The organism is Roseivivax isoporae LMG 25204, assembly GCF_000521865.1.
Classification (GTDB): Bacteria; Pseudomonadota; Alphaproteobacteria; order Rhodobacterales; family Rhodobacteraceae; genus Roseivivax; species Roseivivax isoporae.
In genome coordinates, this window is record NZ_JAME01000030.1 from 24,816 (window position 1) to 38,697 (window position 13,882).

Annotated in this window: 13 protein-coding genes; 9 read left to right on the top strand and 4 right to left on the bottom strand. The window is 68.1% G+C overall.

The genetic code is table 11. The features are described 5' to 3' along the window. Window positions 1-2 precede the first annotated feature (2 nt). The gene (clpA, locus tag RISW2_RS17195; RefSeq protein WP_043773488.1) at window positions 3-2,333 is read right to left on the bottom strand and encodes an ATP-dependent Clp protease ATP-binding subunit ClpA; all 2,331 of its coding nucleotides are present in this window, start codon (window positions 2,331-2,333) and stop codon (window positions 3-5) included. Between the two features lie 170 nt (window positions 2,334-2,503). After that, the gene (gene gloB, locus RISW2_RS17200) at window positions 2,504-3,271 is read right to left on the bottom strand and encodes a hydroxyacylglutathione hydrolase (RefSeq protein ID WP_043773489.1); all 768 of its coding nucleotides are present in this window, start codon (window positions 3,269-3,271) and stop codon (window positions 2,504-2,506) included. A 63-nt stretch (window positions 3,272-3,334) separates the two neighbouring features. Here gloB and RISW2_RS17205 point away from each other — a divergent pair, with 63 nt between their 5' ends. The 7 genes from RISW2_RS17205 to RISW2_RS17235 all read left to right on the top strand — a co-directional run bounded on the left by RISW2_RS17205 (window position 3,335) and on the right by RISW2_RS17235 (window position 9,914). Next, a complete protein-coding gene (locus tag RISW2_RS17205; protein WP_043773491.1) occupies window positions 3,335-4,072 on the top strand; it encodes a class I SAM-dependent methyltransferase in 738 nt (245 codons plus the stop codon). Window positions 4,073-4,401: 329 nt separating this feature from the next. Beyond that, window positions 4,402-4,968, top strand: coding sequence for a F0F1 ATP synthase subunit delta (locus tag RISW2_RS17210; RefSeq protein ID WP_084615455.1), 567 nt, complete (start codon window positions 4,402-4,404; stop codon window positions 4,966-4,968). Then, window positions 4,969-6,507: a F0F1 ATP synthase subunit alpha gene (atpA, locus tag RISW2_RS17215; RefSeq protein WP_043773494.1), complete on the top strand. Its 1,539-nt coding sequence runs from the start codon at window positions 4,969-4,971 to the stop codon at window positions 6,505-6,507. Between the two features lie 12 nt (window positions 6,508-6,519). Beyond that, window positions 6,520-7,398 carry a F0F1 ATP synthase subunit gamma gene (locus RISW2_RS17220; RefSeq protein WP_043773495.1) on the top strand — a complete coding sequence of 293 codons (879 nt, stop codon included), beginning with the start codon at window positions 6,520-6,522 and terminating at the stop codon, window positions 7,396-7,398. A 154-nt stretch (window positions 7,399-7,552) separates the two neighbouring features. Then, the gene (gene atpD / locus RISW2_RS17225; protein WP_043773496.1) at window positions 7,553-8,977 is read left to right on the top strand and encodes a F0F1 ATP synthase subunit beta; all 1,425 of its coding nucleotides are present in this window, start codon (window positions 7,553-7,555) and stop codon (window positions 8,975-8,977) included. A gap of 64 nt (window positions 8,978-9,041) precedes the next feature. Continuing rightward, on the top strand, window positions 9,042-9,476 hold the full coding sequence (locus tag RISW2_RS17230) for a F0F1 ATP synthase subunit epsilon (RefSeq protein ID WP_043773497.1): 435 nt from the start codon (window positions 9,042-9,044) through the stop codon (window positions 9,474-9,476). An 87-nt stretch (window positions 9,477-9,563) separates the two neighbouring features. Then, window positions 9,564-9,914, top strand: a complete 351-nt coding sequence (locus RISW2_RS17235) for an H-type lectin domain-containing protein (protein ID WP_043773498.1) — start codon at window positions 9,564-9,566, stop codon at window positions 9,912-9,914. Between the two features lie 18 nt (window positions 9,915-9,932). Here the strand turns inward: RISW2_RS17235 and RISW2_RS17240 are convergent, their stop codons facing one another. Both RISW2_RS17240 and RISW2_RS17245 read right to left on the bottom strand, forming a co-directional pair. Next, on the bottom strand, window positions 9,933-10,988 hold the full coding sequence (locus RISW2_RS17240; RefSeq protein ID WP_051492124.1) for a Hint domain-containing protein: 1,056 nt from the start codon (window positions 10,986-10,988) through the stop codon (window positions 9,933-9,935). A 358-nt stretch (window positions 10,989-11,346) separates the two neighbouring features. After that, entirely contained in the window at window positions 11,347-12,357 is a 1,011-nt protein-coding gene (locus RISW2_RS17245; RefSeq protein ID WP_043773499.1) for a ribose-phosphate pyrophosphokinase, read from the bottom strand. A gap of 100 nt (window positions 12,358-12,457) precedes the next feature. On the opposite strand from RISW2_RS17245, the gene RISW2_RS17250 reads away from it, so the two are divergent. Together RISW2_RS17250 and RISW2_RS17255 are read left to right on the top strand one after the other, a co-directional pair. Beyond that, entirely contained in the window at window positions 12,458-13,057 is a 600-nt protein-coding gene (locus tag RISW2_RS17250) for a 2-hydroxychromene-2-carboxylate isomerase (protein WP_043773501.1), read from the top strand. A gap of 65 nt (window positions 13,058-13,122) precedes the next feature. Next, entirely contained in the window at window positions 13,123-13,878 is a 756-nt protein-coding gene (locus RISW2_RS17255; protein ID WP_244437622.1) for an alpha/beta fold hydrolase, read from the top strand. The last annotated feature ends 4 nt before the right edge of the window (window positions 13,879-13,882 follow it).

Here is a 13,882-nt window from a genome sequence, read left to right on the forward strand (position 1 = left end):
CCTTACTCGGCCGTCAGGAGCGGCGGCCGATTGGACGAGAGACGGCGCTTTTCGGGACCGTCGAGCGTCAGGTCGAGCTTGTCGTCCTTGACGCTCACGCGGACCACGCCGCCCTTCGTCAGCTTGCCGAAGAGCAGTTCCTCGGCCAGCGGCTTCTTGATGTGTTCCTGGATCACGCGGCCCAGCGGACGTGCGCCCATCTTTTCGTCGTAGCCGCGATCGGCCAGCCATTCGGCCGCCGGCCGGCTCAGCTCGATCGTCACGCCGCGGTCGAGCAGCTGCGCCTCGAGCTGCAGGACGAACTTCTCGACCACCTGGAGGATGACCTCCTTGGGCAGCGGCTTGAACGAGATGACCGCGTCGAGCCGGTTGCGGAATTCCGGCGTGAACGTCCGCTCGATGGCGGCGGTGTCCTCGCCCTCGCGCCGGTCGCGGCCGAAGCCGATGGCGTTCTGCGCCTGCTCCTGCGCGCCGGCATTCGACGTCATGATCAGGATCACGTTGCGGAAATCCACCGTGCGCCCGTTATGGTCGGTCAGCGTGCCGTGATCCATCACCTGCAACAGGATGTTGTAGACATCGGGGTGTGCCTTCTCGATCTCGTCGAGCAGGAGCACGCAGTGCGGATGCTGGTCCACGCCGTCCGTCAGCTGGCCGCCCTGGTCGAAGCCGACATAGCCCGGAGGCGCGCCGATCAGGCGGCTGACCGCGTGCTTCTCCATGTATTCCGACATGTCGAAGCGCAGCATCTCGACCCCGAGCGTGTCTGCCAGCTGCTTCGCGACCTCGGTCTTGCCGACGCCGGTCGGACCCGCGAACAGGTAGTTGCCGATCGGCTTGTCCGGCTCGCGCAGGCCCGCGCGGGCGAGCTTGATCGCCGAGGACAGCGCCTCGATCGCCGGGTCCTGGCCGAAGACCACGCGCTTGAGCGAGTTCTCGAGGTCGCGCAGGACCTCCGCGTCGTCCTTCGACACGCTCTTGGGCGGGATGCGGGCGATCTTGGCGACGACCGCCTCGATCTCCTTCACGCCGATGGACTTGCGGCGCTTCGATTCCGCCACGAGATGCTGGGCGGCGCCGGCCTCGTCGATCACGTCGATGGCCTTGTCCGGCAGCTTGCGGTCGTTGATGTAGCGGGCCGACAGCTCGACCGCGGTCTTGATCGCCTCGTTGGTGTACTTGATCGAGTGATGGTCCTCGAAATAGGGCTTCAGGCCCTTGAGGATCTTCACGCTGTCCTCGACCGAGGGCTCGTTCACGTCGATCTTCTGGAACCGGCGGCTGAGCGCGCGGTCCTTCTCGAAGTGCTGGCGGAACTCCTTGTAGGTGGTCGACCCCATTGTGCGCAGCCGCCCGCCCTGCAGCGCGGGCTTGAGCAGGTTCGACGCGTCCATCGCGCCGCCCGACGTGGCCCCCGCACCGATGACGGTGTGGATCTCGTCGATGAACAGCACCGCGTCGGGGTGTTCCTCGAGCTCGTTGACCACGGCCTTGAGCCGCTCCTCGAAATCGCCGCGGTAGCGCGTGCCGGCCAGCAGCGCGCCCATGTCGAGCGAGAAGATCGTCGTCTGCGACAGCACCTCGGGGGTCTGGCCGTTCACGATCTTGCGCGCGAGGCCCTCCGCGATGGCGGTCTTGCCCACGCCGGGATCACCGACGAGGAGCGGGTTGTTCTTGCGGCGCCGGCACAAGACCTGGATGCACCGCTCCACCTCGTGTTCCCGGCCGATCAGCGGGTCCACGTCGCCCTTCCGGGACTTGGCGTTCAGGTCGACGCAATACTTGGCCAACGCGGATTCCTTCTGATCGCCGCCAGAGGCGGACTCGGTCGCCTGCGCCTCCTCCTCGGAGTCGGCCGCGCCCTGGACGGGGCGGCTTTCTCCGTAGGCGGGGTTCTTCGCCACGCCGTGCGCGATGAAGTTCACCGCGTCGTAGCGGGTCATTTCCTGCTCCTGCAGGAAGTAGGCAGCGTTGCTTTCGCGCTCCGCGAAGATGGCGACGAGCACGTTGGCACCGGTCACCTCGGTCCGGCCGGAGCTCTGGACGTGGATGGCGGCGCGCTGGATCACGCGCTGGAAGGCGGCGGTCGGAACCGCCTCGGACCCTTCGATGTCGGTCACGAGGTTCGACAGGTCGCCGTCGATGAACTCGACCAGCGAGGTCCGAAGCTCCTCGGTGTCGACATCGCAGGCCTTCATCACTCGGGCAGCGTCGGGTTCGTCGACGAGCGCGAGAAGAAGGTGCTCCAGCGTCGCGAATTCGTGGCTGCGCGAGTTGGCGAGTGCCAGCGCAGCGTGGATTGCCTGCTCAAGAGTGTTCGAGAATGAAGGCACTATCCTGTGCTCCTCTAGTCTGCGCCGGGCGCGCCGTCCCAGCTTTGCCTCGTGAGGTTAAAGTTCGGTCGATTGTCCCCGTCCTTCAAGTTTTTTCTGTGTCGCCGCCGGTCACATCTGTCGTGACGGGCGGCGGCTGTCGGGAAAACGTGCGACCGGTCTGCGGCGGTTCAGAAGCCGTCCTTCCGGCGCCGGATCTCGGCGAAGACCTCGGCGGCGGGAGCATCCATCATGTCCAGGTTGCGGCGCACGGGTTCGTCCGCGGCCCGGAGAAACGGATTGGTGGCGAGTTCGTCTGAAAGCTTGGACGGCACCGTGGGCTCGCCGCGCGCCCGTGCTGCCGTGATGGCGTCTGCACGTGATTTAAGCGCCGCATTGTCCGGTTCAATGGTCAACGCGAATTCGGCGTTCTTGGCGGTATATTCGTGGCCCGAGCACAGCGTGGTCCCGGCGGGCAGGGTGAGGAACTTCTGCAGGCTCTGCCACATCTGGTCCATCGTGCCCTCGAAGACCCGACCGCAGCCGAGCGCCATCAGGCTGTCGCCGGTGAACGCGATGGCCGAGCCGGGCAGGTGGAACGCGATGTGCCCCACCGTGTGGCCCGGGACCTCCATCACGAACACCTCCTCGCCGCCGAAGTCGAAGCTGTCGCCCTCGGACAGCGCACGGTCGAGCGGCGGCAGGCGCCCCTTGTCGGCGCGCGCGCCGGTCACCCGGGCGGGGTGGCGCGACAGGAGTTCCTCGACGCCCTGAATGTGGTCGTCGTGGTGGTGGGTCAGCCAGATCTCAGACAGGGTCCAGCCGCGGTCCTTCAGTGCGGCGTCGACGGGGCCGGCTTCGGGCACGTCGATCACCGCGGTCGCGCCGCTCTCGCTGTCATGCAGGAGGAACGTGTAGTTGTCCGACAGGGCCGGGATCGTCACGAGGTCGAGGGCCATTTCAATTTCGCTCCATCCTTATAGACTCGGGACAACGCTAGAGCTTTCGGCGGGAGGCCTGCAATGCATCTGGATGTCCGCACGCTGCGCGACTTCTATTACCGGCACGCGCTCGGCCGGGTGGCGCAGAAGCTGGTGCGGAACCGGGTGCGCGACTATTGGCCTGACACCCACGGCCACACGGTTGCGGGCTACGGCTTTGCCGTGCCGCTCCTGCGCCCGTTCCTGCCCGAGGCGCGGCGGGTGATCGGGCTCATGCCCGCACCGCAGGGGGTGATGCACTGGCCCGCGAACCAGCCCAACGTGTCGGTTCTCTGCCACGAGACCGAGTGGCCGCTCGAAACGGGACACGTGGACCGGCTGGTGCTGATGCATGGGCTCGAGACGTCCGAGAACGCCTCGGCGCTTCTCGACGAATGCTACCGCGTGCTGGGGCCGGGAGGACAGGCGCTCTTCGTCGTGCCGAACCGCACCGGGCTCTGGGCGCGGTCGGACCGCACACCCTTCGGCTACGGCCGGCCCTATTCCCTGAGCCAGCTCGAGGCGCAGCTCAGGGCGCACGACTTCATCCCCGAGGACCACGTGTCGGTGCTCTACCAGCCGCCGTCGACGCGGCGGTTCTGGATGCGCACGGGCCCCTTCTGGGAACGGATGGGCACGTGGATCCCCGCGGCCATGGCCGGCGGCGTCATGCTGGTCCTCGCCTCGAAGCGCTATCCGCCCACGCGCCGGGGGATCGGCGCACGGGTGCGCGAGCCGCTCGGCGCCCTCGCGCCGAGCCCGGTGGCAAAGCCCGTGTGACGCGGCCCGCCCGCGACCCGGCCGCTGCCTGCGACGGTTGGGCGCGCACCGGCCGCCGGCGCGCCGGGGAATCGTCCGCCACGTTCACGAAAAAGCGAACGTCTTGAGGCGTCTGGCGGATCCGGCTGCCTGCGACAATCGCGACAGCCGCGGGAAACACCTGAAAACAGGGCGTTTCATAGAAAGGTTGAAAACGTTCTACTATGTTGCGGGGGTGGGGATGCTCTGCTACATCCGCGCTGATTTTGACGCCCCGTGACCGCTGGGGCAAACCGGACAACGCCTCCTGACCCCGTGAAACGGGTCACGGGGGCTCGAATATCGGAAGGGTGGACGTGGCTGAACCAGCATCGATTTCCTCCGGCATCGCAGAGCGTTACGCTTCGGCCGTCTTCGAGATCGCAAGAGACGAGGATGCGATCGGCAAGCTCGAAACCGACATCGACGACCTGGCAGCAGCCCTCTCCGAAAGCGCCGATCTGCGCGACCTGATCCAGTCGCCGATCTACGCCCGGTCGGCGCAGAAGCAGGCGATCATGGCGGTGGCGGAGAAGATGGGTCTCTCGCCGGTGATGCGCAACACGCTGGGCCTGATGGCCGACAAGCGCCGGCTGTTCGTGCTGCCCGCGTTCGTGACGCAGCTGCGCGCGCTGCTGGCAGACCACAAGGGCGAGGTCACCGCGGACGTGGCCTCGGCCATCGAGCTGTCGGACGACCAGCGCGACCGTCTGGCGCGCACGCTGAAGGACAAGGTGGGCCGCGAGGTCAAGCTGAACACGACCGTCGATGAAAGCCTGATCGGTGGTCTCGTCGTCAAGGTGGGCTCGAAGATGATCGACACTTCGATCCGCTCGAAGCTCGCCGCTCTCCAGAATGCCATGAAAGAGGTCGGATAAATGGGTATCCAAGCAGCCGAGATTTCTGCGATCCTGAAGGAGCAGATCAAGAACTTCGGTCAGGAGGTCGAGGTCGCCGAGGTTGGCCGCGTGCTGTCGGTCGGCGACGGGATTGCCCGTGTCTACGGTCTCGACAACGTGCAGGCCGGCGAGATGGTGGAATTCCCCGGCGGCATCCGGGGCATGGCGCTGAACCTCGAGACCGACAATGTCGGCGTCGTGATCTTCGGCTCCGACAAGGACATCAAGGAAGGCGACACCGTCAAGCGCACGAACTCCATCGTGGACGTGCCCTGCGGTGACGCGCTGCTCGGCCGCGTGGTGGACGCGCTCGGCAACCCGATCGACGGCAAGGGCCCGATCGAGGCCGCGGAGCGCCGCGTCGCCGACGTGAAGGCGCCCGGCATCATGCCGCGCAAGTCGGTGCACGAGCCCATGGCGACGGGCCTCAAGGCCATCGACGCGATGATCCCGATCGGCCGCGGCCAGCGCGAGCTCATCATCGGCGACCGCCAGACCGGCAAGACCGCCGTCGCGCTCGACACCATGCTCAACCAGAAGAGCTACAACGAGGCGGCAGGCGACGACGAGGGCAAGAAGCTCTACTGCGTCTACGTCGCCATCGGCCAGAAGCGCTCGACCGTGGCGCAGCTGGTGAAGAAGCTCGAGGAATCGGGCGCCATCGAATATTCCATCGTCGTCGCCGCGACCGCCTCGGACCCCGCGCCGATGCAGTACCTCGCGCCCTACACCGCGACCGCGATGGGCGAGTATTTCCGCGACAATGGCCGCCACGCGCTGATGGTCTACGACGACCTGTCGAAGCAGGCCGTGTCCTACCGCCAGATGTCGCTCCTGCTGCGCCGCCCGCCGGGCCGCGAAGCCTACCCGGGCGACGTCTTCTACCTCCACTCGCGGCTGCTCGAGCGGTCGGCGAAGCTGAACGAGGCGAACGGCTCGGGCTCGCTGACGGCACTGCCGATCATCGAGACGCAGGGCGGCGACGTCTCGGCGTTCATCCCGACCAACGTGATCTCGATCACCGACGGCCAGATCTTCCTCGAGACCGAACTGTTCTACCAGGGCATCCGCCCGGCCGTGAACACCGGCCTCTCGGTGAGCCGCGTGGGCTCGTCGGCGCAGACCAACGCGATGAAGTCGGTCGCGGGCCCGGTGAAGCTGGAACTGGCGCAGTACCGCGAGATGGCGGCCTTCGCGCAGTTCGGCTCGGACCTCGACGCGGCGACCCAGCGCCAGCTGAACCGCGGCGCACGCCTGACCGAGCTGATGAAGCAGCCGCAATATGCGCCGCTCACCAACGCGGAAATCGTCTGCGTGATCTTCGCCGGCACCAACGGCTACCTCGACAAGCTGCCCGTCGGTGACGTGGGCCGGTTCGAGCGTGGGCTCCTGACGTTCCTGCGGTCCAAGAAGAAGGACGTGCTGGACTGGATCACCAACGAGGATCCGAAGATCAAGGGCGATGCCGCCAACAAGATCAAGGCTGCGCTGGACGAATACGCCGCCGACTTCGCGTAAGGGAGACGACGCATGCCGTCCCTCAAGGACCTGAAAAACCGGATCTCCTCGGTCAAGAACACGAGGAAGATCACGAAGGCCATGCAGATGGTCGCGGCGGCCAAGCTCCGTCGCGCCCAGGATGCGGCCGAGATGGCGCGCCCCTATGCCGAGCGGTTCAACGCCGTCATGGCGGCGCTCGCCGGATCGGTGGGCGACAGCGACAGCGCGCCCCGGCTGCTGGCCGGGACGGGATCGGACAAGGTGCACCTGCTCGTGGTCATGACCGCCGAGCGGGGGCTCTGCGGCGGCTTCAACGCCAACATCGCCAAGCTGGCGCGCCAGCGGGCGCAGAAGCTTCGCGGCGAGGGCAAGGACGTCAAGATCCTGACTGTCGGCAAGAAGGGCCGCGACAACCTGCGCCGCGATCTCGGTGCGCATTTCGTCGGGCACCATGACCTGTCGGACGTCAAGCGGCTGTCCTACGCGGACGCGCAGAAGATCGCGCAGGATCTGCTCGACCGCTTCGACAAGGGCGAATTCGACGTCGCGACGATCTTCTTCTCGAAGTTCGAGAACGTCGTGAGCCAGGTGCCGACCGCCCAGCAGGTGATCCCCGCGGACTACCAGCAGGACGACGCGGCGCCCGAGGCGAACATGCTCTACGACTACGAGCCGTCCGAGGAGGAGATCCTCGCGGACCTCCTGCCGCGCGGCGTGGCCACGCAGATCTTCGCGGCGCTGCTCGAGAACGGCGCGTCCGAGCAGGGTGCGCGGATGTCCGCGATGGACAACGCGACGCGCAACGCGGGCGAGATGATCGACGACCTGACGATCGAGTACAACCGCACCCGTCAGGCGGTCATCACCAACGAGCTGATCGAGATCATCTCGGGGGCAGAGGCGCTCTGAGTTCCGGCCGCCGGCCCGCCCGGCGGCCCGACCGAATGCATGCGCGGCAGGCGCGGGAGCGGGGCCAGGCCCCCGCGATCGGGCCCGCGGACGCCGCGCGACAACCGAATGAACCGACTTGGGGCCGCCGGCCCTCGAAAACCGGAGACGATAGATGGCAAACGCGAAAGGCAAAGTGACGCAGGTCATCGGCGCCGTGGTCGACGTCCAGTTCGACGACCACCTCCCCGAGATCCTGAACGCGCTCACGACCGACAACCATGGCCGCCGACTGGTGCTCGAGGTTGCCCAGCACCTCGGCGAGAACACCGTGCGCACCATCGCCATGGACGGGACCGAGGGCCTCGTGCGCGGCCAGGCCGTCGAGGACACCGGCAAGCCGATCACCGTGCCCGTGGGCAACGCCACGCTCGGCCGCATCCTGAACGTCGTGGGCGAGCCCGTGGACGAGGGTGAGGCGATCACGGCGGACGAGTACCGCCCGATCCACGCCCCGGCGCCCGAGTTCAGCGAGCAGTCGACCGAGTCCGAGATCCTCGTGACCGGCATCAAGGTGATCGACCTTCTCGCGCCCTACGCCAAGGGCGGCAAGATCGGCCTCTTCGGCGGTGCCGGCGTGGGCAAGACGGTTCTGATCATGGAACTGATCAACAACATCGCCAAGGTGCACTCGGGCTTCTCGGTCTTCGCCGGCGTCGGCGAGCGGACCCGCGAGGGCAACGACCTCTACCACGAGATGGTGGAATCGAACGTGATCAAGCCCGACAACCTGTCGGAATCCCAGGTGGCGCTGGTCTACGGCCAGATGAACGAGCCCCCGGGCGCCCGCGCGCGCGTCGCGCTGACCGGCCTCACGCTGGCCGAGCAGTTCCGCGACCAGTCGGGCACGGACGTCCTGTTCTTCGTCGACAACATCTTCCGCTTCACGCAGGCGGGTTCCGAGGTGTCGGCGCTTCTTGGCCGCATCCCCTCGGCCGTGGGCTACCAGCCGACGCTCGCCACCGACATGGGCGCGATGCAGGAACGCATCACCTCGACCAAGGCCGGCTCGATCACCTCGATCCAGGCCGTCTACGTTCCCGCCGACGACCTCACCGACCCTGCGCCGGCGACGACCTTCGCCCACCTCGACGCGACCACCGTTCTGTCGCGCGCGATCTCCGAGCTCGGCATCTACCCGGCCGTGGACCCGCTCGATTCGAACTCGCGCCTGATGGATCCGGGCATCCTCGGGGACGAGCACTATACCGTCGCGCGTGACGTGCAGGGGATCCTGCAGCGCTACAAGTCGCTGCAGGACATCATCGCGATCCTCGGGATGGACGAGCTGTCCGAAGAGGACAAGCTGACCGTGAGCCGCGCGCGCAAGATCCAGCGCTTCCTGTCGCAGCCCTTCGACGTGGCGAAGGTGTTCACCGGCTCGGACGGCATCCAGGTGCCGCTCGAGGACACGATCGCATCCTTCAAGGCGGTCGTGGCCGGCGAATACGACCACCTGCCCGAGGCGGCCTTCTACATGGTCGGCGGCATCGAGGACGTGAAGGCCAAGGCCGAGCGGCTCGCTTCGGAAGCCGCCTGATCCTGACGAGACTTGGGGCCGGGGGCGCGTTCGACGCCCCCGCCCGCAGTGAAGGAGGCCTTGAATGGCAGAGACCATGCAGTTCGACCTGGTGAGCCCGGAACGCCGGCTCATGCGGGAAGAGGTCGTGTCGGTCGTCATCCCCGGCGCCGACGGCGACCTGACGGCGATGCCGAACCACGCGCCGCTCATCACCACGCTGCGCCCCGGCATCATGCGGGTCGAGACGCCGTCGGGCACGAGGGAGTTCGTGGTCACCGGCGGCTTCGCCGAGCTGGGCGAGGGTCTGACGGTGCTCGCGGAGCGTGCGCTTGCGCGCGAGGACGTGACGCAGGAAACCTACGAGACGCTCGTGGCCGAGGCGGAGGAAACCTACCGCAAGGCCAAGGAGACGTTCCAGAACGAACCCGGCCCGGTGGACGACGCGGCAAAGCTGCTCGCCGACATGGTCGCCGTGGGCGGTCACATCGGCCTGTCGACCCGTCAGCCGAGCCTCTGACGTGCCGCACCGACCGGACGCAACGCCCCGCCGTCCCGGCGGGGCGTCGTCGTTTGCGGTCTCAGGCCATCGGACCAAGACGCATCCATGAAAAGACTGAACGGCGCGACGATCGGCGTGGACCAGGGCGCGGTGGACCTGTTCTCGGAGTTCGCGACCGGCGGCGACATGTGGACCGGGTCGGGCACGCGCGAACGGCGCCGGCGCATCGCCTTTTCCGAACCCTTCCGGGCGCCCCCGACGGTGCAGGTGGCGCTGGCGCTCTGGGACATGGATTCAGGGCCGAACATCCGCGCCGATGTGGCGGCGGACGACGTGAACGAGGACGGCTTCGACATGGTGTTCCGCACCTGGTCCGACAGTCGCGTGGCGCGGGTCCGCATGACCTGGCTGGCCATCGGCGAGCTGCGCGACGAAGACAGCTGGGAGCTCTACTGACGCCCATGCGCCGAGCTCTCACGGGGCGAAGAGCGGCTTGCGGTTCCTCAGGTGGCGCTGCACCAGTCCCTTTCCGCGCGCGCCCTGCGCCACGGGACGCGCCAGTCCGGGCAGGGGGCCCGCGGGCGCGTCTGTCAGCGCGAGGGCACGCAGCCGCGCCGCGGCATCCGGGCTGAGCGTGCGCAGCGCCTCCGACCCCGCATAGAGGCTTTCGGCCGGCGCGCCGTCGGCATTCACCACCTCATGCCGGTCGAAGGCCAGGTGGTAGTAGACCACGGACGCCACGTCCTCGCGCACGCGGATGCCTGGCAGGGGCAGGAGCAGGCGCGCGGCCACCAGCACCTCGTCCGAGGCGAACATGCGCCGGGCGATGGCCGAGCGGACCAGCATCCGGTGCTGAGGCGAGACGACCAGCGGCCGGCTCGGGCAGCCCGGGCCGAGCGCGCCCGGCGCGATCTCGATCGGCCGGTTCTTCGGGTTCGCGGCGAGTGCGGCGGGCGGCAGGTCCATCCGGCCGATCCAGCGCACCGGCTGGGCGCCGTGGTCGCGCGTCCGCATCAGGTCGCCGATCCCGATCTCCTCGACCCGAAGCTCGCGCCCGTCCGCCAGCTCGATCCGCGTGCCGAGGGCGAAACACACCACGTTCACCGAATTGTCGAAGGTGCTGACCGTGGCGGAATCGCTTGCGGTGACGTCGTCGAGCGCGCCGGTGGTGACGGCCGCGACGTCCATGTCGCCGTAGCTGTCGTCCGGGATGACGAAGTGGCGCGAGGTCGCGCCGTTGGTCACCGTCAGGAACGTGACCCAGAGGTTATCCTCGTGCGCCGGGAGGAAGCTGCGGGTGCTCCCGTCGGCCAGCAGGAACGTTCCCTGCGAGGCGGGTTTCTGGATCCGGCTGATCGTGTAGCCGACGCCGGCGATGGTGACGCGATCGCCCAGGTCGAACTCGCCGTCGTCGAGATCGGCCGAGGTCATCCCGTCGATCACCCCGAGGATCTGGCCGTCCGCGACCGAATAGGTCGTGTCGGCCGCAGGTTCGGTGGTGATCTCGATGAGATCGTAGATCGTCGCCATGTCCGCGTCCTGAAGCGCCTGGCGCCGGCCGGATCCGCGCGGCTGCGCCCGGTGCAACGGGCGGCGGCCGCGCGGCAGGGCCGGGCGTCAGTCTGGCTGGAGGGGACTCGGGACGTCAGTCACGCGGAACGGACCGCCGGTTGCGTGGTTGCGGCCACGGCACCCGAGAGACCGGCCGGGCATGAACCCGGAGAAGGCAAAACATCGCATCACACACCTGCACACCTTCTGGGTCCGTCCGCGTCGCCCTTGTTTTCCGGTTCGATCGGAACGAAACCAGCGTTCGATAATGATTATCTGCTAGAACTAGATTGCGGCAGGATCATGGCGGCGACGCTGGCGGTGGGCGGGCAGGCGCCTAGAGGATGCCCTCGTAGATCGGGCCCAGCGTCTCGGTCTCGAAGAGCGACGACACGCTCGTGCCGTTCCAGATGTTGAGGATCGCCTGCGCGAACATCGGGGCGGTGGGCAGCACGCGGATGTTGGGCGCGGCGCGGGCCGCGTCGCTGCACTCGATGGAATCGGTGATGACGAGCGACTTCATCACCGAGTTGGTGATGCGCTCGACCGCCGGGCCCGACATGACGCCGTGGGTGATGTAGGCATGGACCTCGGTCGCGCCGTGATCCTTCAGCACCTCGGCCGCCTTGCAGAGCGTGCCGGCCGTGTCGCAGATGTCGTCGACGATGAAGCACTGCTTGCCCGCGACGTCGCCGATCACGGTCATCTCGGCGATCTCGCCGGGCTTCTCGCGGCGCTTGTCGACGATGGCGAGCGGGGCCCCGATCCGCTTGGCCAGTTCCCGCGCGCGGGCGACGCCGCCCACGTCCGGCGACACCACCATCACGTCGTCCAGCTGGCCCTTGAGCTGGCTCTGGATGTCGAGCGCGAAGATCGGCGAGGCGTAGAGGTTGTCGACGGGGATGTCGAAGAAGCCCTGGATCTGCGCCGCGTGCAGGTCCATGGTCAGTACCCGCTCGATGCCCGAGCTCGCGATCATGTTGGCCACGAGCTTTGCGGTGATGGGCGTGCGCGCCTTGGTGCGGCGGTCCTGCCGGGCATAGCCGAAATAGGGGATCACCGCGGTGATGCGCGCGGCCGACGACCGGCGCAGCGCGTCGGCCATCACCAGCAGCTCCATCAGGTTGTCGTTGGCGGGGTTCGACGTCGGCTGGATGACGAACATGTCCTCGCCGCGCACGTTCTCGAACACCTCGACGAAGATCTCGGCGTCGTTGAAGCGCTCGACCCGCGCGTCGACCAGCCCCACGCTCATGCCCCGATAGAGCGACATGCGCCGCGCGATGGCCTTGGCGAGCGGCAGGTTCGCGTTGCCGGATATCAGCTTGGGTTCGATCACGCTGGGCATGGGACGGGGGCTCCGGAAATCGTCTCGTGGGGTCAGGTTGCGGTGCGCTTAGCATGCGCTTACCAATTGGCAAAGCCGATGCCCGCAGGAGAATGCCGCGATGCCGCATATCGACTACTACTTCACGACGCTTTCGCCCTTCACCTACCTCGCGGGCACCGAGCTCGAGACGATCGCCGAACGCCACGGCGCGGACATCACCTACAGGCCCGTCGACATCATGGCGCTGTTCGAGCGCACCGGCGGCACGCCCCCGGCGCAGCGTCACCCGAGCCGGCAGGAATACCGCGCGCAGGAGATCCTGCGCCTTTCGAAGAAGCGCGGCATGGACATGCACCTGAAGCCCGCGCACTGGCCGACGAACCCCGCGCCGTCCGCCTATGCCATCATCGCAGCGCAGAAGGCCGGCGGGGGCGACGTGGGTGCGCTGACCTTCTCGTTCCTGCGCGCCTGCTGGGCCGAGGAACGCGACATCGCCGAGGACGAGGTGGTGCGCGACTGCCTCGAGAAGGCGGGGTTCGATCCCGGCCTCGCGGATCGCGGGCTGCTCACCGGGGCGGAGATCTATGCCGCGAACCTCGAGGACGCGGTGGCCTCGGGCGCGTTCGGCGCGCCGTTCTACATCGTCGACAGCGGCCAGCGGTTCTGGGGGCACGACCGGCTCGAGGACCTCGACCTGCACCTCGCCGGCAAGCTCTGATGCCGGACGGGTCGCGGGCAGGCACGGCCGTCCACTGGCGGCGCCTCGGCAGGGGGACGGCGCCGGTGCTGTTCCTGCACTGCGCGCTCGCCCATTCGGGCGCATGGAAGGGGGTGGCGGAACGCCTCTCGGATCGCATCGACGCGGTGGCGCCGGACATGCCGGGACATGGCCGGAGCGCGGACTGGGACGGTACGGGCGACCTGCACGACGTGGTGACCGGGATCGCCGGCAGCTTTCTCGATGACGGGTCGCTCGGCACGCCCGTGCACCTCGTGGGGCACAGCTTCGGCGGCACGGTGGCCCTGCGGCTCGCCGAGGCGCATCCCGACCGGGTGGCCTCGCTGACGCTGGTCGAGCCCGTGCTCTTTGCCGCGGCGCGCGGCCACGCGCCCGAGGCCTTCGCCGGGCACGTGGCGGAGTTCGGGCCGATCCGGGCCGCCTTCGATGCGGGGCGGCGCGAAGAGGCCGCGCGCATCTTCACCACGCTCTGGGGTGACCCGGCGCGGGGATGGGACGACCTGAGCGCCGCGCAGCGCGCGGCCCTCGGCGCCGGCATGGCCTATGTCCTCGCCACCGACGGCGCGCTGATGGAGGATTCCCGCGGGCTGCTCGCGCCGGGCCGGCCAGAGGCGGTCACGGCGCCGACGCTCCTCATCCGCGGCGCGGAGACGCGGCCGGTGGTGGCGGGCATCCATGCCGGCCTCGAGGCGCGTCTGCCCAATGCCCGCGAGGTCGTCGTGCCGCAGGCAGGCCACATGGTGCCCATCACCCATCCCGACGCGGTGGCCGGGGCGCTGTCCGGTCAGATTCCGGGATGAGGGC

What these genes read in the sequence shown, in the direction of transcription:
- gloB (WP_043773489.1), bottom strand. Translation starts at nt 3,271, where the DNA reads ATGGCCCTCGACCTCGTGACGATCCCGGCCCTGTCGGACAACTACACG.
- RISW2_RS17205 (WP_043773491.1), top strand. Translation starts at nt 3,335, where the DNA reads ATGCATCTGGATGTCCGCACGCTGCGCGACTTCTATTACCGGCACGCG.
- atpA (WP_043773494.1), top strand. Translation starts at nt 4,969, where the DNA reads ATGGGTATCCAAGCAGCCGAGATTTCTGCGATCCTGAAGGAGCAGATC.
- RISW2_RS17220 (WP_043773495.1), top strand. Translation starts at nt 6,520, where the DNA reads ATGCCGTCCCTCAAGGACCTGAAAAACCGGATCTCCTCGGTCAAGAAC.
- atpD (WP_043773496.1), top strand. Translation starts at nt 7,553, where the DNA reads ATGGCAAACGCGAAAGGCAAAGTGACGCAGGTCATCGGCGCCGTGGTC.
- RISW2_RS17230 (WP_043773497.1), top strand. Translation starts at nt 9,042, where the DNA reads ATGGCAGAGACCATGCAGTTCGACCTGGTGAGCCCGGAACGCCGGCTC.
- RISW2_RS17235 (WP_043773498.1), top strand. Translation starts at nt 9,564, where the DNA reads ATGAAAAGACTGAACGGCGCGACGATCGGCGTGGACCAGGGCGCGGTG.
- RISW2_RS17240 (WP_051492124.1), bottom strand. Translation starts at nt 10,988, where the DNA reads ATGGCGACGATCTACGATCTCATCGAGATCACCACCGAACCTGCGGCC.
- RISW2_RS17245 (WP_043773499.1), bottom strand. Translation starts at nt 12,357, where the DNA reads ATGCCCAGCGTGATCGAACCCAAGCTGATATCCGGCAACGCGAACCTG.
- RISW2_RS17250 (WP_043773501.1), top strand. Translation starts at nt 12,458, where the DNA reads ATGCCGCATATCGACTACTACTTCACGACGCTTTCGCCCTTCACCTAC.